General features: G+C 51.1%; 22 protein-coding genes and 1 tRNA gene. 12 read left to right on the forward strand and 11 right to left on the reverse strand.

Going from position 1 to position 22462, the window contains the following annotated elements:
• Nucleotides 1–989: 989 nt before the first annotated feature.
• The 4 genes from ompX (at nt 990) to cspE (ending at nt 3603) form a co-directional block, all read left to right on the forward strand.
• Nucleotides 990–1505, forward strand: a complete 516-nt coding sequence (gene ompX, locus RZ35_RS11105; RefSeq protein WP_026743369.1) for an outer membrane protein OmpX — start codon at nt 990–992, stop codon at nt 1503–1505.
• Nucleotides 1506–1787: 282 nt separating this feature from the next.
• On the forward strand, nt 1788–2318 hold the full coding sequence (locus RZ35_RS11110) for a rhodanese family protein (RefSeq protein ID WP_026743370.1): 531 nt from the start codon (nt 1788–1790) through the stop codon (nt 2316–2318).
• 124 nt (nt 2319–2442) lie between these two features.
• On the forward strand, nt 2443–2784 hold the full coding sequence (locus RZ35_RS11115) for a GlpM family protein (RefSeq protein ID WP_026743371.1): 342 nt from the start codon (nt 2443–2445) through the stop codon (nt 2782–2784).
• 606 nt (nt 2785–3390) lie between these two features.
• Entirely contained in the window at nt 3391–3603 is a 213-nt protein-coding gene (gene cspE / locus RZ35_RS11120; RefSeq protein ID WP_026740534.1) for a transcription antiterminator/RNA stability regulator CspE, read from the forward strand.
• 239 nt (nt 3604–3842) lie between these two features.
• Here cspE and yniD read toward each other — a convergent pair whose 3' ends face one another.
• The 3 genes from yniD to RZ35_RS11130 all read right to left on the reverse strand — a co-directional run bounded on the left by yniD (nt 3843) and on the right by RZ35_RS11130 (nt 6027).
• The gene (yniD, locus tag RZ35_RS18600; protein WP_394296483.1) at nt 3843–4073 is read right to left on the reverse strand and encodes a small membrane protein YniD; all 231 of its coding nucleotides are present in this window, start codon (nt 4071–4073) and stop codon (nt 3843–3845) included.
• 510 nt (nt 4074–4583) lie between these two features.
• Nucleotides 4584–5123, reverse strand: coding sequence for a DUF2058 domain-containing protein (locus RZ35_RS11125; RefSeq protein WP_026743372.1), 540 nt, complete (start codon nt 5121–5123; stop codon nt 4584–4586).
• A 421-nt stretch (nt 5124–5544) separates the two neighbouring features.
• Nucleotides 5545–6027 carry a cold-shock protein gene (locus tag RZ35_RS11130; RefSeq protein ID WP_026743373.1) on the reverse strand — a complete coding sequence of 161 codons (483 nt, stop codon included), beginning with the start codon at nt 6025–6027 and terminating at the stop codon, nt 5545–5547.
• A 549-nt stretch (nt 6028–6576) separates the two neighbouring features.
• Here RZ35_RS11130 and RZ35_RS11140 point away from each other — a divergent pair.
• Nucleotides 6577–6927, forward strand: a complete 351-nt coding sequence (locus tag RZ35_RS11140) for a hypothetical protein (protein ID WP_026743375.1) — start codon at nt 6577–6579, stop codon at nt 6925–6927.
• Nucleotides 6928–7163: 236 nt separating this feature from the next.
• On the opposite strand, the gene RZ35_RS18605 is transcribed toward RZ35_RS11140, so the two are convergent.
• A complete protein-coding gene (locus RZ35_RS18605; protein ID WP_081825722.1) occupies nt 7164–7364 on the reverse strand; it encodes an ankyrin repeat domain-containing protein in 201 nt (66 codons plus the stop codon).
• 586 nt (nt 7365–7950) lie between these two features.
• Between RZ35_RS18605 and RZ35_RS11145 the strand changes: the two genes are divergently transcribed.
• Complete coding sequence (locus tag RZ35_RS11145) at nt 7951–8715, forward strand: class I SAM-dependent methyltransferase (RefSeq protein WP_455709710.1); 765 nt, start codon at nt 7951–7953, stop codon at nt 8713–8715.
• 999 nt (nt 8716–9714) lie between these two features.
• Here the strand turns inward: RZ35_RS11145 and RZ35_RS18095 are convergent.
• From RZ35_RS18095 to RZ35_RS11165, 4 genes are all read right to left on the reverse strand, one after another.
• Entirely contained in the window at nt 9715–9867 is a 153-nt protein-coding gene (locus RZ35_RS18095; RefSeq protein WP_394296484.1) for an integrase arm-type DNA-binding domain-containing protein, read from the reverse strand.
• Between the two features lie 258 nt (nt 9868–10125).
• A tRNA-Pro gene (locus RZ35_RS11155) sits at nt 10126–10202 on the reverse strand.
• A gap of 78 nt (nt 10203–10280) precedes the next feature.
• Entirely contained in the window at nt 10281–12035 is a 1755-nt protein-coding gene (yejM, locus tag RZ35_RS11160; RefSeq protein ID WP_026743378.1) for an LPS biosynthesis-modulating metalloenzyme YejM, read from the reverse strand.
• 13 nt (nt 12036–12048) lie between these two features.
• Nucleotides 12049–12276, reverse strand: a complete 228-nt coding sequence (locus RZ35_RS11165) for a YejL family protein (protein WP_026740527.1) — start codon at nt 12274–12276, stop codon at nt 12049–12051.
• Nucleotides 12277–12453: 177 nt separating this feature from the next.
• On the opposite strand from RZ35_RS11165, the gene yejK reads away from it, so the two are divergent.
• The 4 genes from yejK (at nt 12454) to RZ35_RS11185 (ending at nt 17471) form a co-directional block, all read left to right on the forward strand.
• Nucleotides 12454–13464 (forward strand): nucleoid-associated protein YejK, encoded by a 1011-nt coding sequence (gene yejK / locus RZ35_RS11170; protein ID WP_026743379.1) that lies wholly within the window; start codon nt 12454–12456, stop codon nt 13462–13464.
• Between the two features lie 152 nt (nt 13465–13616).
• A complete protein-coding gene (locus tag RZ35_RS11175; RefSeq protein WP_455709711.1) occupies nt 13617–15356 on the forward strand; it encodes a LytS/YhcK type 5TM receptor domain-containing protein in 1740 nt (579 codons plus the stop codon).
• Nucleotides 15357–15379: 23 nt separating this feature from the next.
• Nucleotides 15380–16114, forward strand: coding sequence for a LytR/AlgR family response regulator transcription factor (locus RZ35_RS11180; RefSeq protein ID WP_026743381.1), 735 nt, complete (start codon nt 15380–15382; stop codon nt 16112–16114).
• A gap of 136 nt (nt 16115–16250) precedes the next feature.
• On the forward strand, nt 16251–17471 hold the full coding sequence (locus RZ35_RS11185; RefSeq protein ID WP_026743382.1) for an L-lactate MFS transporter: 1221 nt from the start codon (nt 16251–16253) through the stop codon (nt 17469–17471).
• A 295-nt stretch (nt 17472–17766) separates the two neighbouring features.
• On the opposite strand, the gene rplY is transcribed toward RZ35_RS11185, so the two are convergent.
• From rplY to RZ35_RS17985, 3 genes are all read right to left on the reverse strand, one after another.
• The gene (gene rplY, locus RZ35_RS11190; protein ID WP_026743383.1) at nt 17767–18057 is read right to left on the reverse strand and encodes a 50S ribosomal protein L25; all 291 of its coding nucleotides are present in this window, start codon (nt 18055–18057) and stop codon (nt 17767–17769) included.
• A gap of 138 nt (nt 18058–18195) precedes the next feature.
• Nucleotides 18196–19956, reverse strand: a complete 1761-nt coding sequence (locus tag RZ35_RS11195; RefSeq protein WP_026743384.1) for a DEAD/DEAH box helicase — start codon at nt 19954–19956, stop codon at nt 18196–18198.
• Between the two features lie 2 nt (nt 19957–19958).
• The gene (locus tag RZ35_RS17985) at nt 19959–20135 is read right to left on the reverse strand and encodes a hypothetical protein (protein ID WP_157755384.1); all 177 of its coding nucleotides are present in this window, start codon (nt 20133–20135) and stop codon (nt 19959–19961) included.
• Nucleotides 20136–20375: 240 nt separating this feature from the next.
• Here RZ35_RS17985 and rsuA point away from each other — a divergent pair, with 240 nt between their 5' ends.
• Together rsuA and RZ35_RS11205 are read left to right on the forward strand one after the other, a co-directional pair.
• A complete protein-coding gene (gene rsuA, locus RZ35_RS11200) occupies nt 20376–21074 on the forward strand; it encodes a 16S rRNA pseudouridine(516) synthase RsuA (protein ID WP_026743385.1) in 699 nt (232 codons plus the stop codon).
• A gap of 148 nt (nt 21075–21222) precedes the next feature.
• Nucleotides 21223–22413, forward strand: a complete 1191-nt coding sequence (locus RZ35_RS11205) for a Bcr/CflA family multidrug efflux MFS transporter (RefSeq protein WP_026743386.1) — start codon at nt 21223–21225, stop codon at nt 22411–22413.
• Nucleotides 22414–22462: the final 49 nt, after the last annotated feature.

The raw sequence follows: 22462 nt of genomic DNA on the forward strand, positions 1-22462 counted from the left end.
AACAGATAGACACTAACGTTAAAGTTTAATGACATCATAATGTTATCGCAAATTACACACATTATCATTTGCAGTGCGTCTAGCTAAACAGCCTGTTTTTCATTAGCTATTTTCTTTGTTCTTCCTCCACTCACGTTAGAATAAGGACTCAGGGTGAATATAAGGCACGTCATTCCCAAGGCGTGGTTTGTCAGCCGACGGTCCGTTTAAAAGTAACCGCTTCCGTTTCGACAGTATGCTTAGCGGTGGATGTATGCCCCTGAATTAGAGATGACATTTTAACCGGTAGATAATTGAGCTTCCAATCCGACAACGATTTAGGCCGATATCTCGAATAAAATCGCCCTGACGAATTAATTTTTAGAAAATCGTACGGAATGTAACAGCAGGTTTTTGACCGATTGTCGAAGGACTCGAGCCGTGCTAATGATAGCAAAATCTCGTGCTGATTTTTGATAGCATGACTTTTAGCTGTAAGGGAAATATTTTGGCATGCGAAACTTGAGTCAACTTTGTTTAGACACCCGCTAGCATAAATTTAAAAGCTTGCCAGTTTTAAGCCTTATTTTTCTTATAATTCTTTTCATTGGCTATCTTTCTTTGTCAGAAAAGTCACTTTCGGAAAGAAACTGTATAAAGAATGGGCATAAATATTCAAAAAGAAAAACAAAATCATTAATGGATAAATTATTTGCTAATCATTTACCATTGCTGACTTTAATTTACGTATTGTTTGTGTACTAAAGACTAACTTTGTGTGAGAGACATGATTCAGAATTTTCTGCATTTTTAATTCTTTGCACTTTATGTTTTCATGACAAAGTTTCCATTGTTAACTCAATGAAATTTAAGAGGTTACCTTGTTTAAGAAAATCCTTGTTACATGTTTAACCTAATTGAAAAGTATTTGTGGCTCAGCAACAACGCGGATTTGTTGTTATATTTATAGCGCTTTAATATTCTTTCATAAGAGTGATTCGAGGCTGTATATGAAAAAAATTGCGTGTCTTTCAGCTTTGGCTTGTGTTTTAGCCGTAAGTGCCGGTTCTGCGATGGCTGGCGAGAGTACTGTATCTGCAGGTTATGCCCAGGGCGATGCTCAAGGCGTTATGAACAAGCTCCCGGGTTTCAACCTGAAATACCGTTATGAATTCGACAACTCACCGCTGGGTGTGATCGGTTCATTCACCTACCTGCAAGATAGCCAAACCGTAAATAACGTCTATCAGAAAGGGACTTATTACGGCTTCAGCGCTGGTCCTGCTTTCCGCTTCAATGACTGGGCAAGCATCTATGGTGTTGTCGGTATGAGCAGCGGTAAGTACACCCACAACGCTGATAACGGTACTGCCAACGCCAAGAACGATGATGTTGGCGTTGTATACGGTGCCGGTCTGCAGTTCAACCCAATGCAGAATATTGCGCTGGATGTAGGTTACGAACAAAGCCGTATCCGCAGTGTGGATATTGGCAGCTGGAACGTTGGCGTAGGCTACCGTTTCTAATCGTATCGAAGCATTGACCTCTTTTTAGGGTAAATGTATCTGTAAAACCCGCTCTTCGGAGCGGGTTTTTTTATGCTTCAGTATCATAGCTTATGCCGGTTTTTGTCCGCCCATTACAGAAATTGACCCCCTCATCGGCGTTTCGTTCCGTTTATTTTGACTTGTTTTGCCCAACCAATCTCTTTTCTCGTGAGTGGAGAGGGGTTACGTTTTGTACACGTATCGTGCCGTCTGGCTGTTGCCTATACTGGTACTACGGCCTACTTCTTTAAGGAGAGTCTCATGCCTTCGCCTCAATCTGTGACGCCGCAAATTGCGCAACAATTGCTAAAGATGGGCGCGGTGTTGGTGGATATCCGTCTAATCGACGAGTACGCGCGCGAACACATCCCTCATTCGGTGTCTTGCCCGATGGCATCATTGAATGCCGATAAGCTGCGAGAAGTCCTCTCAGGTGCGAACAGCGTGATTTTTTTGTGCCTTTCGGGGATGCGATCTCATCAGCATCGCGCACAGCTGGCCGAGGCGGCGGGAACGGCTCAGACCTATTTGCTTTCCGGCGGATTGCAGGCATGGAAGCGGGCTGGCTTACCCATTGTTAAAGGCGAGCGACCGTCGGTCGATATCATGCGGCAAGTTCAAATCGTTGCGGGCGGCACGGTGTTGGCGGGGGTAATTTTGGGCCAGGTGATGCATCCGGCATTTTATTGGCTGGCGGGGGTCTTCGGGGCTGGACTGCTGTTTGCTGGGATCAGTGGCTATTGCGGTTTGGCGCGTGCTCTCATGCGCATGCCGTGGAATCGCGAACGATAGACTGGGCCAGTGCATGCGGATTGATTAAGGGATGAACTCAGGCGTCATGCCATTGTTTTTGCCTATTTCACGTTGAGTTGTATTCGAGGTAACGTGCTAGAATACAAAGAAAAAGAGAATAATAATGGGGCTCCTTCTAAAAGCTGTACTTGGCGCACTGATTGTTGTGCTGATTGGACTGTTAGCAAAGACACGTAATTATTATATCGCCGGACTCGTGCCGCTTTTCCCTACCTTCGCCCTGATTGCTCACTATATTGTTGGCAGCGAACGCGGGTTAGATGCGCTGCGCTCGACCATCTTGTTTGGCATTTGGTCTGTTATCCCTTACCTGATTTATCTCATTTCGCTCTACTATTTCACGGATTCGATGAAGTTGGCGCAGGCGCTAGCGGCCGCCGTGGTCTGCTGGTGTATTTCCGCAGCAATACTCATCAAGATCTGGAGCTGGTATCACGCTTTGTAGCCCGTCAACAGAGCGAACAAGGGGAGGGGGATTTTTACCACTCCCAGGGAAACCACTCAGAGGTCATCAAATATATGATGACTTCTGCTAAGACGACGAATATCAGTAAAAGAATCAATTTTTTTCTCCACAGCCAGTCGCTCAATGACATGATTGTTTACCTCTCGTTCTTCATCATGATGCGCATCAAAACCGCGCTATGTCATGTATAGCGTATCAGAAGACGTTCTTCTGGGAGGTAGTCAGTCCGCTATTCCTGCTTTAGGTTGGCTAGCTGTTTTTTGATTGTTAAGAAAAGAAAAGCAGTTTGACTGTGTAAAGTAGACACCCCCCAAAAAAAGACTATTTTTCGGTGATGAAATACATGCTGTGAACAATCAATTGAAAATAACCCTTGCTTAACTTTTTGGTACATGCGTTAATGTATTCATCGGTTTGGCATACAGACCTTATGTAAAGCATTTTAGTAAAGCAGTTCTCAGTTCAAGCGTTATCCTACATAGATACCTCTTTTCCGTGAGTCTCCTCCTAAGCGCCTATAAATAAATTCTGCTAACAGACCATGTTTGTCGCTCTAACGCGACCTCGAAAATAAAGGAAGTATTTATGTCTGATAAAATGACTGGTTTAGTAAAATGGTTCAACGCTGATAAAGGCTTTGGTTTCATCACTCCGAGCAATGGTAGCAAAGACGTGTTCGTTCACTTCTCTGCCATCCAGGGTGATAGCTTCAAGACTCTGAACGAAGGCCAGAAAGTTGAATTCTCCGTTGAAAACGGTGCAAAAGGTCCTTCAGCTGTCAACGTTGTTGCTGAATAATCTTTTTAATGTTGATGTTGGTTACGATAGCGAAGAAGGGAATGCCCGGAGCGGTTAATCAGCATCATCTGAAATGATGAATAACGCATAAATATTAATAAAAATATTCCCAGCGTTATTGATTAATTTCACAAAAAACGCCTCATGTCATCATTGTCATGAGGCGTTTTTTTTATGCTTTTTGTATGCTTATGTCGGTGAGCTGATTATATAGCATTTCTCGAATCGAATGACGTCAATTATCCCCAAACGATCGCTGCCCAGCGGAACAACAGCAGAACGATAATAATCAATATTAGTGTAAGAACCATCTTCCAGTGTTTATTGGCGAATAATCGGGACATACATCCTCCTGAGGGTTGATGGCGAAGAAGAGGCTCCATTCGAACTCTTTCGACAGATCTACATGCCATTTTAGTCATAATTTCATATATCGTTAGGTCAAAAGCGAAATCACCCTGCGTGCTCATAGCCCTCGGCGGAGAAGGTATAAGGATTGATGCCAAAAAGCTGAAGATTGAAGGTTGTTAACTTGCCGCTCCTTATATGGGGGCTGGCTTTATGTCATGCGCGATAACGATTAGGTCACCAAACTGGCGCTGCGATCAAAGCAAACTCACTTTTCCCTTCTTATCAGTGCCGACCAAAGTCCTATTCTGGAAATGGCTGCGCCGTTGCGGCATTTTGCTGGCGATGTCACGCGTACACATTGCGCTCATTCATTCTTGAGGAACAGGCGCTGGCGTCAGGTGAAATACTGGCCTTCTTTGTCGTTAAGTCCGTCGTTTTAACTGCAACATGTGCCGGTGAGATTGATGGTGGAGGAGGGGGATTCAATCACTTGTCGATTCGTAAAAATGGGGTAGGCCATACGGGATAGGGTCAACAATGAGGACTTTATTCCCTAAGAACACGGCGTTTGTTGCTGTCTCAATGGATGAATGAAAAGCGCATAGAAGCTTTTCATTCATCGACATCAATTACCACATCAAGTAATCAGGTACTTTGAAGTCGGCGTAAGGATCTTCTTCATCCTGCTCTTCCTGGCTGAGCGCGCTATTCAACACGATGCTGTTCGCATCGCGCTGAGCAATTTTATCGGCCACGCTGGCGGGGATAATGGCATAGTCGCTCTCGCCATTGTTATCTTTGACTAAACGAGCGATGGCAAGACGACCGCTGATCAACTGAGTTTGCGTCAGCTTATCCACCACGATTTTTTTGATTAAATTACCATCTGTGAAATTGAAGCCAATATCGCCTCTTGAGATATTGATTCTGTTCATTTCAATCAGCTGCTTCACTTGAGCTTTATACTCTTTGGATAATGCAGCCTGTTTCTGCTGTTCGTTTAGCTGTTTATCCCGCTCCAGTTGCGCTTTTTTATTTTCTTCTACTGCCGCTCTTGCCTCACGCGCCTGAACTCGTGACTTTTTAGCCGTCCTTTGGACTTTGGCCATTTTTTTGCTGGTCACTAATCCCGCTTTCAGCATCTGTTCTTGTAAGGTCAGTTTGGTCATCTTCGTTTCTAAATCCATTAAATAATATTGTGATTATACCTGTAATTTCGGAGGCTGTATCAGGTTGCAGGACTTCATCCCCCTTGGCTTGAGCTTGGCCGGAACGATGAAGGCTGGCGGTGTCGAATACCCTCTTTCCGATTATTACGCCTTAACGGGGTGAAAATGCAGAATACCAACCTTGCACGGTGTCCTGAAGAGTACCGCAGATTCAGGGGACGCAGGGGGCGAACCTTGAGATGAGTCGCCTCTGTTCAGCATATATTCGAAGAGGAAAGGGTCGCCNAATACGATAAAAGCCTTCCCCTGACTATAAACTATGGGATAGCTGAGTTTGTCACCGTGCCGACGATGATGCCACTCAGGCTGTCATTCATACCGAAATTCTGCCTACGGATGCCGAGGGATTCGGCAAGAGGGTTCAGACCTTAAGCAATTTCACCGTGGCATCTATATCTATCTCATCTTCCGTGAAGATTAACGTTGAACCCTGGAAGGTAGTGATCGCGAGTTTTCTCAACGGACGCATCTCACCCGGTTTAACTTCTGATTTCGGCCTGATACATCCCATCAGCGCACCGACAGACAGCACCGTATTTTCTTTATCGATGCGGGTATCGGCAGGGACTTCTTCACTGTAAACCAGGAAAGACTTGATGGACGCGAGCTTCACTCGCTCGCCGGCGATATAGATATATTTGCTTTCTGGTATGACTTTCACCGCGTAGGCAGACAACCCCTTGTTGTTGGTGGTAGGTTCGAAAGTCACTGCCGCATCTTTTTTGATGAGATCAGGGTTGGCGACTTTGATGACATGAAAATAACGGTTGTCCCCATTTTCATCTTGGATAAATCCAAAGCCTTTATCTTTGAACCAGGTTGTGATTGTTCCATTCATCGCCATTACCGCCTATTTGATCGTTAATCTACGCTATTTTTGCAGCGCGCAGTGTAAAGCACAATGACTACGCAGACTACGCCTTTGGCCCAAGTCTCAATGATATAATTCTAATAGGCAAAGGCATCAGCCACGGGTGATAACTGACGGGGCCACTAAGTTTATCCATAACGGCTGGAATGAAGTCTCAGTGAGGCTAAACAGGTTAGTGGGGCGACTCAAGTCAAAGAGGGGGAAGAGGAGGATGCTTGGAAGTATAACAAGAAAAGCTGCAACCAACGCCTTAATCGTCCGACGGTTTTGCTTTGAAAAGCCCCGAGCATCATTGTCAATCCGGCCTGGGGAGAGGTGCCGGGCAGCTATCTCCATCATAAACTCATAAACAATGCGCTCTTGTGCCCAAGCAATCGTCCGAGCTGACCGTGAATTACATTAATGTTCCTCGAACCAGGCGGTTAAGTCCTGCTGGCGGCAGCGCATTGCTGTGGTTAAACTATGATAGTGCTGTACAGATATCCCTGGGAAAACGAATAATAATGTTAAAAGGAATGAGTAATGATTAAGAAAGTTGTATTCGCCGCGATAGTTATCTTTTCGTCATCTGTTTCGGCGAAAACAATGAAAGACTTCTTTTCTGAACATCCTGCACTTTACGAAAACATATACACGAGGCAGGCCATTAAAGAGCAGGCTGATGGCCTGGCGGCTTTAGACGCAATGGGCGAGGATACGCCAATAACCTCATTAGCTAAAAAACAAAGCCAGCTGATTCGTGATGAAGGTTATAACTATGCTGAGTTGGCATTAAGAGATCTTGTGACTTATTGTGACGACCAAGATTTAGCAACGTTGCATCGTCTGAGAGAAGCGGAATGCGAAATTCTTGCCACTGAATCGGATAAATAAGTCTCACATGCAACGCTCCTGATAAGCCGTGTGTTAATAAGAGAAAAAGGACATAAAGCTCACCTTAGTGGGCTTTATGCATGAATAATCTACCGTCGGCGCATTATCAACAGCTCACCGCTGGTCATATTTTGGATACTCCCCTCATCCTGTCAGAAATATCGACCACCGGCGCATGGAATAAGCCCGCGAAAGCGAGCCTTACTGAAGCATCATGTTTTGAGCCAATTATAGGCCTATCGCTTTAGCGCCTTACCCTCATGTTTATCCAAGATCGCGACTATATCGTGATGGTTATTCGCTTCCGCTCTGACTAAAGGGCTATATTCCTCACGGTCGGTGACATTGACATCAACGCCTTTCTTTAAAAGAAAGACCACGACCTCTTTATTGCCATTCAGGCTGGCTAACTGCAGCGGTCTATAACAAACTCGAATGAGGGTTTGTCATAGCGCTGGTATTGGATGAGATTCTTCTTTTCGAAGTTTAATGACTCTTTTAACCAAGAACGTCATTTTTATAGATGCTCGTTCCAATCATGTCTGTAATTATGAGGGGGACAATTTTCAACTGTACGAATAATGACTCTTAACTAAACACTACCAGCGCTTTGCGTGGTTTAAGACGATTGGTACGATGATGGGGCCGGGGTACCTGTCTCACAGCAGGTGATACTTAGCTGTCAGGACGTCATCTCCACACCTGTGTAATGACGCAATAATTCACACTTAGATTAATTTCGGTGCTCGCAAGTTTTATGAAATATTCATAACAACTAGCCATAAAAAATCGATGATATATAGTAAAGACAAGGGAGTGTGCAATTAGATAATCCTCGATTTTATCTGACAAAATAAAAATCGAGATGGGTATCGTTTCATTTGTTTGAGGTTGATAATGACTAACGCTGTTAATTAATCAGCAATGAATTATTGATTCACTCTGGTCATTGAGCCTTTAAATAAAAAATAGGAGGTATTTATGCCATGCAAAAGCTATGTTCTGGGTTATTCAGAACGAGAAATGCAAAGGATCGCTTTTCAAGCCGGAATGCTTGACCCTATTACCAAACGTATGTTGCAAGCCGCCGAAATAAGGGATGGACAAGATATTTTAGATATTGGTTGTGGTTCAGGGTATGTCAGTCAATTGGCTGCCAAATTGGTTGGCGACGGGGGGGCTGTCATTGGTATAGAACAGAGCGAGGCGGCGCTAAACTTTGCTTGCAGCACCGGCCTGAAGAATGTCTCGTTCGTACAGGGGNGGTTTGAGAAATATGAATTTGAAAAACAGTTCGATATCGTGGTGGGGCGAACGGTTTTACTTTTTCAGGATGACGTCATTTCTTTCCTCAGGAGAGCTGTGAAATGGGTCAAACCAGGGGGGTACCTGGCATTCCATGAAATTGACTGTAGTAGGCAATGTCAATCTAAGCCACCGGTAGCGCTTTGGGACCGAACGATGACAGAGCTTCTACTCCGTTTGAGAAACGGCTGTCCACAGTACGATATAGGACAACGTTTTGTTCAGGCATTCGACGAAGCCGGGCTGCCAACACCGAATGTATCTTATGAGATCCCTGTCGCGGGGGGGCATGCTGAAGATCTCTGTCTTTGGGCTGTTGAAACCTTATGCAGTTTATCCGACCAACCTGAGCGGATTGTGTTTGCAGATGGAGAGGTCATGGACCCTGCGAGGCTATTGGCATCGTTGCAAGAAGATATCTTCAATGCAAGGTCACAAGTGGAGTTTTTAGGTCAGGCTTGCGCCTGGGTCCAAATCAAATAGAAAGGGCTGCCTATGCGCGAGCTGTCTCAATTACGAAGGGATATGGCTGTCGTGGACGGGGCAGCCCACGACAGTTCACCGGAATCATGCGCCCGTGCAGGTACAAGAGCGTTTCGAATAGGGCTATAGACGTAATAACATAAATAAATTTCACATTCCCACCGTTGATAATTTTCTTCGCTATCTCACCACCGAAAGACCCGCTCCATTGGAGAGGAAACCATCATTACTTCATTTGTAAGCGACGGTCTACCTGCAATCACTCAATGTCGATACGCTTGAGTAGGTATTGCTACGCCAATCATAACCCGGAATCCACTCGGACTAACTTATGTAAATCCAGAGGAGGATACCGCGTCGTTGGCGACAAGACTGTTTCAATTGCTGTTGGGGGGATGGCGTGCAGATAAAGACGAATGCTGAGCATTGAGGGCTAAACCGTCAATGAGTTTTTTCGCCGGCAAATTTCAGGCGAAAAAAACCAACCGTCACTGGTTGGTTTTTTTCTGGGATTACACGAGAAAAGTATAATTTGTAGGTTAACTATTTGTTTGTATTGACTTGATTTTGAGTTTGGTTTTTATCATATAACTAAAATGAAAAGTCACTCTGAAAAATGGCAGCCGTGAACACGATTTTTTATCGTTTATTAAGCCCTGACAGAATCAGCCAATTGTTACCTTTGACTGCATGAAGCGTGGGCGTCGTTCCTTCTGTTACAGTGTGACTGATTAAAAGGATATAGCATTTGGTCGTACGTTATCTGAATCTGAGGTGTTGATGTGCATTGTCTACAACATGGAGAACGGCTGGNGTATTGAAGTTAGTTTTGACGATTCACAAAAGCAGGTCGTTGCGGTTGCCAAAAACAACGATCAGCAGATAAGGATTACAGGTGTCGATTTTGATGAACTGATTGCGACATTGAAAGATGCTGGCGTTCCTGGCTATGAAAGTAATTGGCGTGAACTACGTTTAGTATTGTCAAAATATCTTTGACTATGGCGCATGGTTTGCCTTTGCCGCTTCACGCTGTTGTCGGGCTTCTGCCAAAGAAGCCGCAGGGAATGAACCAAAACTGATTGATGCACGTTTCTTCGTATCGGGAGGGTAATAATTAAATCGCCAGATTTTAGAACCGCTCGGTTTCACCAGCAGAGATAACCCATCCCCATCCTGTAGCGTGTATTCCTTCTCGGCAGGTTTGGCGCTTTGATCTCGGTATTGTCAGAGGGGTAGTTGTGCGCTCTTATAGTTATATGGGGCGGTATAACTAAGCGTATAACTAACCTTTCGGCTGTAAACGGGGTATCCCGGTAGATAACAGGCAACAAAAAACCCGCAAACTCAGAGAGAATGCGGGTTTCTGTGGGGTTTCCGTTAATAACTGGTACTAACGGAATATGTATTTGGTCGGCACGAGAGGATTCGAACCTCCGACCCCCGACACCCCATGACGGTGCGCTACCAAGCTGCGCTACGTGCCGACGTTGTGGAGGCACATATTACCGTTTCCAGATCTGATTGCAATAGTAGAACGTCACGACTGCTTTAGATTTAGGCAGTTAGTTGGCTATGAATCGCCTTTCGTCCGTCAGCACTTGCAACAGCAGNCCCAGCTGCGGTTTATCCGACGTAAGCTCTCGACCTTCCTGATCGAACGTCCGATAACTGCCGTGCGTCCCCAACAAAATGATCTGCTCCGGCGTTGTAATCGACAGCAAATTGTCGCTGCCGTTGGTCAGCCAGGCGTTTCGTCTTTCTGCCGTGAACAGGTCTTCGCCCTGAGAGAAATCTCTCGCCGGCGTCTGTACGTGCAGTAAACGCTGCATCAGCGTGGTCATGACGTCCTTATGGTCCGTCATTTTACTGATGGTCTGCGCTGGCGTGCCCGGCCAGTGAATCACCAGTGGTACCTGATAAAGCGAACGCGACATCGGTTTCGGCATGTTGTCCATCAGGTTGGCGGGCGTGCTCTGGGCGGCGGTCACGACGACGACGGTGTTATCCAGCAGGTTTTTGTCGCGTAAGCCATCGAGCATCCGCCCAATCTGGCGGTCCAGCGTCGCATTATCCTGACAGTAGCGACGCTGCTGCTCAGAGGCGGATTGATTTGCGCTGACGTTATGATTCAGCTCGACATAGGAGAACCAATGGGCGCCTGACGGGTGTCCGTCCAGCCACTTCAGCCATTGGGTCGCGATGGCGTCGGCACTTTGCGCCGAAGCTACCGGCAACGAGAAGTCGGAGAGCAAGGCTTGTCGGTAAAGCGGGCTGTTGAATCCGGTGGACGAGAACAGGCTGAACTGATAGCCCTGCTGTCCGAGCGCGCTAATGAGCGCGGACGGCTTACTGCTGGCGAGGATGCCGTCCATGTAGGTGCTGGAAATGCCGTAGAACAGGTTGAGCAGCCCGGCATTCGGTTCGCTGCCCGCGCTGAGGTGATGGCTGAAGCGGACGTTCTCTTCTGCGAAGCGCGCCAAATTCGGCATCGCCTGCGGCGTGTTTTCCGGCAAGCTGTCGACCACCACCAATAGCAGGTTGTAACCGCTGCCCGCATCCTGGAAAGTGATGTCGTTGAGTGGATACTCGACGGATAACGCCTCCGGATTACCCTGTTGCGTCAGCCGACGCTGATACTCCTGCGCATCCAGCAGGCCATGTTTTTCCAGAAAACGGCGAGCCGTCATGGGATAGGAAAGCGGCAGATTGGAGCGCTGCATGGTAATCGGGCGATAGAAATTGGCATCCGCCCAGATGTACATCATGTGGGATGCGCAAAAAGCCGTGATGAATACCCCGGCCAGCGGTTTGCCGAAACTGCGCCGATTGAGGCTGCGCAGCTTTTGCCAGCACCAGGTCCCGAACAGCATTTCCACCATAAAAATGATGGGGACGCTGATGAATAACAACTGCCAGTCTCGGGCGGTTTCGCTCTGGTCTGGATTGGTCACCAGCTCCCATACCGTCAGGTTGAGGTGTAGGTGGAAACGCGTAAAGACGGCGGAGTCTACGATCAGCAGAGTCAGTCCCGCCGTCGCCACTGTGGCGGAGATTACCCGAAGCAGTCGCTGCGACATCACGAAGAACGTGAGGGGAAAGAGGATCAGCAGGTATATCGCGAACCCGATAAAACTGAAGTGGCCGAGCCAACTGACCAGCGCGTAGATACGCCCGGTCAGCGAGGCAGGCCAGTCGGCAACCAACAGGTAGCGGCTACCCAGTCCCAGACTGAGGAGAATATTGAAAAGAGCAAACCAGTGTCCCCAACTAATCATCTGGGAGACTTTTTCGCGGTAGCGCGGGCGGTTGGTTACCATAAAGAGATCGACATCAATGTGTGTTGTCAGCTTTCACCGAAGACTGCAGCGCTTCGGCAAAGGAACGCGCCAGAATCTGACGTTGGGCCGGGGCGACGCTGGTATTCAGCAGGTTCGTGACCATATTTCCCAGCACCATCAAAGCAAGATCGGTTGGTGCGCGATGTTTTTCCAGAATATTGACCAAATCTGACAGCAGTTGTTCAACTTGTTCGTCACTATAACGGGATGATTGTGGCATAAAATGGTGATTCTCAGACGGTTAAAGTCGAACATATTACCGTATAGAGGCACCGTTTTCCGCACTTTTATTGCTTTAGGCAATGTCAGTGACGGGACGATGCGACCACGGCGGATAAGGTTGCAGCAACTACGCTGAGGTGCTTGAATACGCACCTTGCTAAAAGGAGAGTCTAACATGAGTCTGGATATCGACCAGATTGCCCTGCATCAGTTAATCAAGCGCGATGAGCAAACGTTGGATTTAGTGCTCCGCGACTCGCTGCTGACCCCCAACGACGCCGTGAACGACATGATGGCCGAATTGCACCGGGTATACAGCGCCAAAAACAAAGCTTACGGTCTGTTTAACGAGCAAAGCGAGCTGGCGGATGCGCTGCGGGCCTGTCGCAAAGGCGATGAGGACTTCCTGGCATTTACCCGTGCGGCCACCGGCCGTTTGCGCGACGAACTGGCGAAGTACCCGTTCGCCGACGGCGGCGTCGTGCTTTTTTGCCAGTATCGCTATCTGGCGGTGGAGTACCTGCTGGTGACTGTCCTGAACAGTTGCAGCAGCCTGCGCGTCAACGAACAACTGGATATCAGCAATACCCACTATCTGGACATCAATCACGCCGACATCGTGGCGCGCATCGATTTGACCGAATGGGACACCAATCCTGAGTCCACGCGCTATCTGACGTTCCTCAAAGGCCGCGTGGGACGAAAAGTCTCCGACTTCTTCATGGATTTTCTCGGCGCGGCGGAAGGGCTGGACACCAAGGCGCAGAACCGTGGTTTGCTGAAGGCGGTCGATGAATATTGTGCTGAAGCGGCGCTGGATAAGAATGAGCGTCAGGAATATCGTCAGCAGGTCTACAGCTACTGCAACGAACAGTTGCAGNCGGGGGAAGAGATCGCACTGTCCTCCCTGTCTCAGGAACTGCCGCCCCTGGGCGACAAGACGCTGGAAGCTTTCACGACAGAGCAGGGGTATGAGCTGGCAGACAGCTTCCCGGCCGATCGTAGTACGCTACGTCAGCTGACCAAGTTCGCCGGTAGCGGCGGCGGTCTTAGCATCAATTTCGATGCGTTGCTCTTAGGCGAACGTATTTTCTGGGATGCAGCGACCGACACGCTGACCATCAAGGGCACGCCACCGAACCTACGTGACCAGCTACAGCGACGACTGAGCGGCGGCGATCGCTAACGGAGCCGAACGGCGGGCGAAGGCTTACCTCGTTCGCTGGCGATATTCGCCTTCGGTACTGAAGGCGTGATTTCCTCTTTGTTCATCGCCTGGCGCGGCGTCGCGCTTGGTCTTTTGATGGTATTTGTCACTCGGATGCAGACTGCCTTATGATGGCGGCTCTGCATCCGTTTTCATTGCGTGAGATTCCCGTGCAATCTAACTTCAATATGCTGCTGGCGGTGTACGATCGTGCCGCGTTGATGCTGATTTGCCTCTTTTTCCTGACCCGAACACGCCATTTCCGGCAGCTGTTGCAGCAGGATGAGCACTCGCCATTCGACCTGTTCGTGGTCACGGCGATTTTTTCCCTGTTCGCGTTGTTCAGCACCTGGTCGGGCATTAATGTCGATGGTTCGCTGGTGAACGTGCGCGTGGTGGCCGTGATGTCCGGGGGGATTCTGTTCGGCCCCTGGGNCGGCATCACCACGGGTATCATCGCTGGGTTACACCGCTACCTTATCGATATTCACGGCATTACGTCGGTGCCCTGTCTGGTGACCAGCATCGTAGCCGGTTTTATGTCCGCCTGGATCCACCAGCGTATTCCCCGCAACAAGCATTGGAGCATCGGTATCGTCGGCGGCATGCTGTGTGAAACGCTGACCATGCTGCTGGTGGTGCTGTGGACGCGGCCGATTGCGCTAGGATTAGATATCGTGGCTCATATCGCGATCCCGATGATTCTTGGCACCGTCAGCATTGGACTGATCGTGCTGCTGGTGCGCAGCGTAGAAGGGGAGAAAGAGGCCATCGCCGCCCGACAGGCCAAGCTGGCGCTGGATATCGCCAATAAAACGCTGCCGCTGTTCCGGCATGTGAATATCGAGTCGCTGCGCAAAGTGTGCGACATCATCCGCACTGACATCAACGCGGACGCGGTGGCGATGACCAACACCCAACAGGTACTGACCTACGTCGGCGTCGGCGAGGAAAAGTATCACAGCGGCGATCGCGACCTGAGCCCGACCACGCTCCATGCGCTGAAGAGTGGAAAAATCATCATTAAAAATAACGATGAGGCGCATCGCACGCCGGAAATCCACTCGATGATCGTCATTCCGCTGCGGGAAAAGGGCAAGGTGACGGGGACGTTAAAGATTTACTATCGCCACGCCTACCGCATCACCTGGTCATTGAAAGAGATGGCGATCGGCTTGTCGCAGATTATCTCCACGCAGTTGGAAGTGTCTCGCGCCGAGCAGCTAAGAGAAATGGCGGACAGGGCGGAGCTGAGAGCCTTACAAAGCAAAATCAACCCGCATTTTCTGTTCAACGCGCTGAATGCCATCTCCACATCCATTCGGTTAAACCCCGATACGGCGCGTCAGCTGATTATCAATTTGTCGCGCTATCTGCGCTACAACCTGGAGCGTAACGACGACGAACTCATCGACATCAAAAGCGAGCTTTATCAGGTCAAAGACTACATTGCCATCGAGCAGGCGCGCTTTGGGGACAAGCTCACGGTCATTTACGACATCGATGAGGACGTCAGCTGTCATATTCCCAGCTTGCTGATTCAGCCGCTGATTGAAAACGCCATCGTGCACGGTGTCCGTCCCTGTAAGGGCAACGGCGTGGTCGTGCTGAGTATCCAGGACGTGGGCGACCGCATTCGCGTTGCGGTGCGCGATACCGGCAGCGGCATCAGCGATGAAGTGATTGAACGGGTCGCCAAGAATGAAATGCCGGGTAATAAAATCGGGCTGCTCAATGTGCATCACCGTATCAAGCTGTTGTATGGCGACGGTCTGCACATCCGGCAGTTGCATCCGGGTACGGAAATCGAGTTCTACATCAGTAAAAACGGGGCGTCGCTGCCGGAAAGCGCGGTAGCCTTCCCTCCCTGAGCAGAGTTAATCAGGATATTTTAGTGAAAGCGATTATTGTTGAAGACGAGTTTCTTGCCCAGCAAGAGCTAAGCTGGCTAATCAAAGAGCATAGTCAGATTGAAGTGGAAGGGGTCTTTGATGACGGCCTCGACGTGCTGAAATACCTTCAGCACCACAAGGTGGATGTTGTCTTCCTCGACATTAATATTCCCTCGCTGGATGGGGTGTTGTTGGCGAAAAATATGAGTCAGTTCGCCCACAAACCGCTGATCGTCTTTATTACCGCCTATAAAAACCATGCGGTCGAAGCCTTTGAGCTGGAAGCGTTCGACTACATCCTGAAGCCCTATCACGAAACGCGCATCGTCAGCATGCTTCAGAAGCTTGAGACGGCGTGGCACCAGCAACAAACCACGACCGCCGTGGGCGGCGCAGGGCGGTCGGCGCCGATGACCATCAATCTGGTGAAAGATAAGCGCATTATCGTGACCAATATTCACGACATCTACTATGCGGAATCGCACGAAAAGCTGACGTTCGTCTACACCAAGCGGGACGAATATGTGATGTCCATGAACATCACCGAGTTCTGTAGCCGACTGCCCGAAGCTTACTTCTTTCGCTGCCATCGCTCTTACTGCGTCAACCTGAGTAAAATCCGCGAAATCGAGCCGTGGTTCAACAATACCTACATCCTTAAGCTCAGCGATTTGGATTTCCAGGTGCCGGTCAGCCGGGGCAAGGTCAAAGAGTTCCGGCAGTTGATGCGCCTTTAACGGCAGTTCATTCCCTCCACGCAGCAGTTCATGCCCTGTCTAAACTCATGGATGAGCCACCTCTTTATAATGGTGTCATTCAGTAGGTGCCTTTACCTGCTCATTTCAACACCAGAAAATTAATGAGGGATCCGGAATGAACGCCAAACCGGTAAATCGTGCAGTGATTGTGGTCGGGACTATCCTGGCGCAAATGGGGTTGGGGACTATTTATACCTGGAGCCTCTACAACCAGCCTTTGGTCGACAAATTTAACTGGTCGCTGGGTTCTGTCGCCACGACCTTCTCCATTACCAGCTTCTTCCTGGCTTTCGCCACCCTGTTTGCCGGCCGCATTCAGGAACGCATCGGCATTCGCAAACTGACGTTGATCTCCGGCCTGGTGCTGGGGCTGGCTCTGATGTGCAGCGCCTACGTCACCTCGCTGACGGCGATCTGGCTGCTGGTCGGGGTCGTGGTCGGCTTCGCCGACGGTACGGCCTACATCACCACGCTGTCGAACCTGATCAAATGGTTCCCCAATCGTAAGGGCGTGATTGCCGGCGTCTCCGTCGGTGCTTACGGTACCGGCAGCCTGCTGTTCAAATACATCAACAGCGCATTGTTGGGGCATGTCGGCATCTCCCAGACGTTCTTCTGGTGGGGCATGATGGCGATGGCGCTAATCGTGACAGGGTCTCTGTTGCTCAAAGAAGCGCAGGTACAGCCTTCCGCGCCCAATGCGACTGGCGCGGGTAACATCAACTTTACCGTCAGCGAGATGCTGGCGGTCAAAGAGTCCTGGATGCTGTTTGTCGTGTTCTTCACTGCCTGCATGAGCGGTCTGTATCTGATTGGTATCGCCAAAGATATTGGCGTACGCATGGTGGGCCTGGATGCGGTCACCGCCGCTAACGCCGTTTCCGCCATCGCGATCTGCAACACGGCGGGGCGTCTGATACTGGGATCGCTGTCCGACAAAGTCGGCCGCCTGCGGGTGATCAATTTTACGCTGCTGGTCACGGCGATCTCTGTCTCCGTCATGGCCTTCCTGCCGATGAACCACTTGACCTTCTTCCTGTGCACTGGCGCGGNCGCCTTCTGCTTCGGTGGTAACATCACGGTCTTCCCGGCTATCGTGGGCGACTTCTTCGGCCTGCGTCACCACAGCAAAAATTACGGGTTGATTTATCAGGGGTTTGGTCTGGGCGCGTTGTCAGGTTCCTTCATCGCCGCGCAGCTGGGAGGATTTCAGAGCACCTTCATCGCTATCACCGTGCTGTCGGTCATCTCTCTGCTGATTACGCTGGTGATCAGACCGCCTAAGTCAACGCCTTCGCAGTCAGCCAAGCTGGTGACGCAGAGCAGCAACGCCTAAGTCGTGTGCTTCGTCTCACACTTCCTCAAAGCCTCCAGCCGGAGGCTTTTTTGTGTCTGCTTACATGCTGCCAACGAGGTTTCTGCCCACCTCATGTCGGCGACGGCGCTTTCGCCGTCGTCAGCACATAACCAAAGCGACGCTCAGGAAGGAGCAATGATGCGAAACGTGGACTGGTTAGCGTGCGCGGTGAGGGGGGAGATAACGGGGGAGGGCGGCTGAGCTGGGGCCATAAAAAAACGCCGCGAGGCGGCGTTTTTTATCCGCTGAGACAGCGGGATGACTCGAGACGTAATTAAACGCGTACGAAGTCGATGTGAGCCAGTTTAGGTTTGTACACGTGGCGCTGAACAGCCTGAACCTTCACTTTAGTTTCTTTGCCATCGATAACCAGAGTCAGAGCTTCGGTGTAGAACGGCTCACCCGTACGCTCTTCCAGGTTTTTAACCGGATCGTGATCCAGTTCGATAGCGATCGGCGCTTCCGTACCACCGTAAACGATAGCGGGGAATTTACCGGCAGTGCGCAGGCGGCGGCTCGCACCCTTACCCTGCTCTTTACGAACTTCTGCGTTGATAGTAATCATTGCTTTCTCTACTTATATAAAAGTGATCCTGCTACAGGCGACCCAGCAACAGGTTGGATGATTCTGCTTATGCCGAAGCAAAAGCGGGCGGAATTCTAGCGGAATCTGGCGCTCCGGGCAAATAAAACCGCCGCGCGCTCAGCCGCGTAGCTCATTGGCGCGTCGGTAGCGGCCCTGATAATCGAACAGTTTTTCACGGATTTGCCAGAATTTTCCCTGTTGGCGGGCGACCACGAAGTCGGGGGCGCGCAGTCGCTCCTGTTGTTGCAGGATGTCGGCACTGGTTTTCCNCGCGAAAGGAACGCCAGGGGCGCGTTGATGCACGCGCAGGAATAGATACTCAAAGGCGTTCCGTTGCGCGGGCGTATGCAGCCGGAAGCGTTCGTTGACCTCCGCGCCGTCTTCGTCATGATAGGTGATGCGCAGCCAGTCGCCCTTGCTATCTTGACCAGGCGTCAGGCTCATGCCGCTGCAGCGCAGCACGAAGGCGTCGCGGAGCTTTAACGCGGCTTTGAGCATATCGTCCGGGTCGACCAGCACAGCGTCGCACTGATGGCAGCGACGGGCGGCGATGTCGTTTTCGGCGCCGCAGTGCGGGCAGCTCTTGAAGCGGAAGCGATAATCGCACTGCTCCCGTCGGCCGTCGTCGTCTTCGGTGAATCCCTGACAGCGGCGGCCGAAATGTTCGATCACCGTACCGTCTTCCGTACATTTTCCCCAGAACAGGTTGGCAAAGCCGCACTGTGGACAAAAGACTTGCACCGGCTGACTGTCCGCGTGCGACTTGCTGGCGCCCACTTCCGGTGTGTAGAGGTCGAAGGGATTGCCCGCGTAGTCCAGAATCAGGCAGTCGGTTTTTCCCGGAGAGAGACGCAGGCCGCGCCCGACGATTTGCTGATACAGGCTGACGGATTCGGTGGGGCGCAGAATGGCGATAAGATCGACATGAGGCGCGTCAAAACCCGTGGTCAGCACGGACACGTTAACCAGATAGCGTAACTGCTGCTGTTTGAACGCCGTAATCAAGGTATCGCGCTCACCAGGTGGCGTTTCGCCGCTGATGAGCGCGGCTTCGCCCTCCGGCAACAGGCCGGTGATTTCGGTCGCATGTTCCACCGTGGCGGCGAAGATCATCACGCCCTTGCGGTCGACGCCGTAATCCTGAATTTGACGGATAATTTGCGGGGTGACGCGCTTCTGACGTTTCAGTTCCCGGTTCAGATCGGCCTCGCTGAACAAACCGTGGCTCTGAACTTTCAGTTTGCTGAAGTCGTACTGAATGACCGGCATATCCAGTCGAACAGGCGGCACCAGAAAGCCGTGTTTGATCATATATCGCAGCGGCAGCTCGTAGATACAGTCACGAAACAGGCAGTTCTCGCCTCCTCGCACCATGCCATGGTAGTGGTATTGATAGATCCACCCCTTGCCTAGCCGATAGGGCGTTGCGGTGAGACCCAGCAGACGTAGCCGGGGATTGACGGTTTGCAGATGGCGTAATATCTGGCGGTATTGACTGTCGTCGGCGTCCCCGATGCGGTGGCACTCGTCGACGATCAGCAGCGAAAAAGCCTGATCGAAATCCGCGAGGTGACGTGCGATGGACTGAACGCTACCGAAGACGACTTTGCCCTGGCTTTGACGTTGACGCAGCCCGGCAGAAAAAATATCGGCTTCCAGCCCCAGCGCCCGGTACTTGGCGTGATTTTGCTCCACCAGCTCTTTAACGTGAGCCAATACCAGCACGCGTCCGCGCGCCAGTCGCGCCAGCTCGGCAATCACCAGGCTTTTGCCCGCGCCGGTAGGAAGAACGATCACGGCGGGTGATGCGTGATGACGGAAGTAGTCCAGCGTGGCGTCGACGGCCTCGCGCTGGTAGGGACGTAGGGTAAACGGCATCATTAGCGATAGCGAAAACGAGTTGAATGCTGGCTGGACTTAAGTGCTCCTGCGGGGGTATCAAGACGAACGCGCTGACTGGAAACGGCGGCAAGGGTGGTGAACTCAAGGGTTGTCGCGATGGAGCGCCTGGTTGCAATCAGCATTTGTAGTACTTCATGACGCTGAATTGATGACATAATAAGGCTCCTTTGGAATATGCTCACGGCCGTGTAGAGGGGTTAGGCCGCTTGGACAGGGGCGAAATTGCTTCTATTATGCCTATTACTCAGGAGAGGAGCGAGCAACGGTAGGCGTTGAGTCGGTTGGACTGCAACATTCGCAGTCGACGCGGCGAACACAGCGACACGATGGATCGCTCCTGCACGCAGGGCCAAGCCCTNACCAGCCACATATGCAATATAGGCAGTAAACCGTTAATGCGATTGGACAAATTTTTATCTCAGCAGTTAGGACTCAGCCGTTCTCTGGTGGCGCGCGAACTGCGCGCGCAGCGGGTGACGGTCGATGGCGAAATTGTTAAAACCGGCGCTTTCAAGCTGTTGCCGGACCAGGTCGTCGAGTTTGACGGTCGTCCCCTCGAGCAGCAGCACGGGCCGCGATATTTCATGCTGCATAAGCCGCAGGGCTATGTTTGCTCTACCGACGATCCGGACCACCCGACTATCCTATACTTTATGGATGAGCCGATGGCGCACAAGTTACACGCCGCAGGCCGTCTGGATATCGATACCAGCGGACTGGTGCTGTTGACGGACGATGGGCAGTGGTCTCATCGCATCACCTCGCCCAAACATCACTGCGAGAAAACCTATCTTGTGACGCTGGAACAGCCGCTACAGCCAGAAACGGCCGCGCAGTTCGCCGCTGGGATCCAGTTAAATAATGAAAAAAGTCTGACGTTGCCCGCAAGGCTGGAGCAGGTCGGCGACCAGCAGGTGCGGTTGACCATCAGCGAAGGCCGCTACCATCAGGTGAAACGAATGTTCGCCGCGGTGGGTAACCACGTTGTGGCGCTTCACCGGGAGCGTATTGGCGGCATCGTCCTGGATGACGCGCTGGATGAGGGGGAGTACCGTCCTCTCACGCCGGAAGAAGTGGCCAGCGTCGGGCTTTAGCCGTTTTTGGTCGGGGCGTCGTCGGTATAGGTCCCTCAGACCCGCGTTTCGTCATTCGCCGCGTCTGTCAGCGCGGCGGGTGAGAGGGGGCAGGGCCAGGCGATGCGTCGTCGTGGGAGTATGTTGTCTACCAGGAGAATGATTTTCAGTGCAAGCTCAACTACCTTCCCGCGTTGGCCTGATCGTCATTCTGGGCCTGATCTCCATGCTGATGCCGCTGGCGATCGACATGTATCTTCCTGCGCTCCCGGTCATCGCCAAAGAGTTCGCCGTCGACGCTGGACGCGTGCAGATGACGCTCAGCGCTTATATCTTCGGCTTCGCCATCGGCCAGATTTTCTACGGCCCGATGTCGGACAGCGTTGGACGTCGCCCGGTGATCCTTGGGGGCGTGATCATGTTTACGATTGCAGCCGTCGCCTGCGCGCTGTCGCAAACGGTGGAGCAGCTGGTGGCGATGCGCTTTCTCCACGGCCTGTCCGCCGCGTCCGCCAGCGTTGTCATCAACGCGCTAATGCGGGATCTGTTCTCCAAAGAAGAGTTCTCGCGGATGATGTCGTTTGTCATCTTGGTCATGACCGTCGCTCCACTGCTGGCGCCTATTTTGGGCGGGGCGCTGCTGTTTTGGTTGAATTGGCACGCCATCTTCTGGACCATTGCCGCCGCATCGCTTCTGACCTCGGTGCTGGTCTGGAAATATGTGCGTGAGTCGCTGCCCCCCGAACGCCGACAGCGGTTCAATCTGCAAACGACGCTAAACAATTTCGTGCTGCTGTTCCGCCATCGCCGAGTGATGAGTTATATGCTTGCCAGCGGCCTGTCGTTCGCCGGCATGTTCTCGTTTCTCAGTGCGGGGCCGTTCGTGTACATCGATCTGAACGGCGTATCGCCGCAGAATTTTGGTTACTATTTTGCGCTTAACATCATCTTTTTGTTCCTGATGACATTGTTGAACAGTCGCATTGTGTCGAGAATGGGCGCGTTATTCATGTTCCGACTGGGTATTTTGATTCAGTTTGTCATGGGGATCTTTCTGGTGGCGGTTTGCGCCCTGCATCTGGGATTTCTACCGCTGGTCGTCGGTGTGGCCGTCTACGTCGGCTGCATGGCGACGGTTGCATCGAATGCGCTGGCCGTGGTGCTGGGCGATTTTCCGCATATGGCGGGAACCGCCTCGTCCATTGCAGGTACGCTGCGCTTCGGATTGGGGTCTCTGGTCGGCTTTTCGTTGTCGGTGGCGGCGTTCCATACTGCCTGGCCAATGGTGATTAGTATGGTGGCATGCTCCGCCGGCGCGCTGGCGCTCTATTTCTATGCCAACCGTCCTCGTCGCGCCTGAGCGGATTGCAATGCGCCACAACAAAGAGGCACAAATGTTCCTTAATTGT

It is taken from the genome of Lonsdalea quercina subsp. quercina (genome assembly GCF_000688655.1).
In the GTDB taxonomy this organism is placed as follows: Bacteria; Pseudomonadota; Gammaproteobacteria; order Enterobacterales; family Enterobacteriaceae; genus Lonsdalea; species Lonsdalea quercina.

Excerpts from the sequence above, each read along its gene's own strand:
- RZ35_RS11125 (WP_026743372.1), bottom strand. The coding sequence starts at position 5,123 with ATGACCAAACTGACCTTACAAGAACAGATGCTGAAAGCGGGATTAGTG.
- rplY (WP_026743383.1), bottom strand. The coding sequence starts at position 18,057 with ATGATTACTATCAACGCAGAAGTTCGTAAAGAGCAGGGTAAGGGTGCG.
- RZ35_RS11110 (WP_026743370.1), top strand. The coding sequence starts at position 1,788 with ATGCCTTCGCCTCAATCTGTGACGCCGCAAATTGCGCAACAATTGCTA.
- rsuA (WP_026743385.1), top strand. The coding sequence starts at position 20,376 with ATGCGATTGGACAAATTTTTATCTCAGCAGTTAGGACTCAGCCGTTCT.
- RZ35_RS11140 (WP_026743375.1), top strand. The coding sequence starts at position 6,577 with ATGATTAAGAAAGTTGTATTCGCCGCGATAGTTATCTTTTCGTCATCT.
- RZ35_RS11115 (WP_026743371.1), top strand. The coding sequence starts at position 2,443 with ATGGGGCTCCTTCTAAAAGCTGTACTTGGCGCACTGATTGTTGTGCTG.
- ompX (WP_026743369.1), top strand. The coding sequence starts at position 990 with ATGAAAAAAATTGCGTGTCTTTCAGCTTTGGCTTGTGTTTTAGCCGTA.
- cspE (WP_026740534.1), top strand. The coding sequence starts at position 3,391 with ATGTCTGATAAAATGACTGGTTTAGTAAAATGGTTCAACGCTGATAAA.
- RZ35_RS11165 (WP_026740527.1), bottom strand. The coding sequence starts at position 12,276 with ATGCCACAATCATCCCGTTATAGTGACGAACAAGTTGAACAACTGCTG.
- RZ35_RS17985 (WP_157755384.1), bottom strand. The coding sequence starts at position 20,135 with ATGTCATCAATTCAGCGTCATGAAGTACTACAAATGCTGATTGCAACC.
- RZ35_RS11130 (WP_026743373.1), bottom strand. The coding sequence starts at position 6,027 with ATGGCGATGAATGGAACAATCACAACCTGGTTCAAAGATAAAGGCTTT.
- yniD (WP_394296483.1), bottom strand. The coding sequence starts at position 4,073 with ATGAGCACGCAGGGTGATTTCGCTTTTGACCTAACGATATATGAAATT.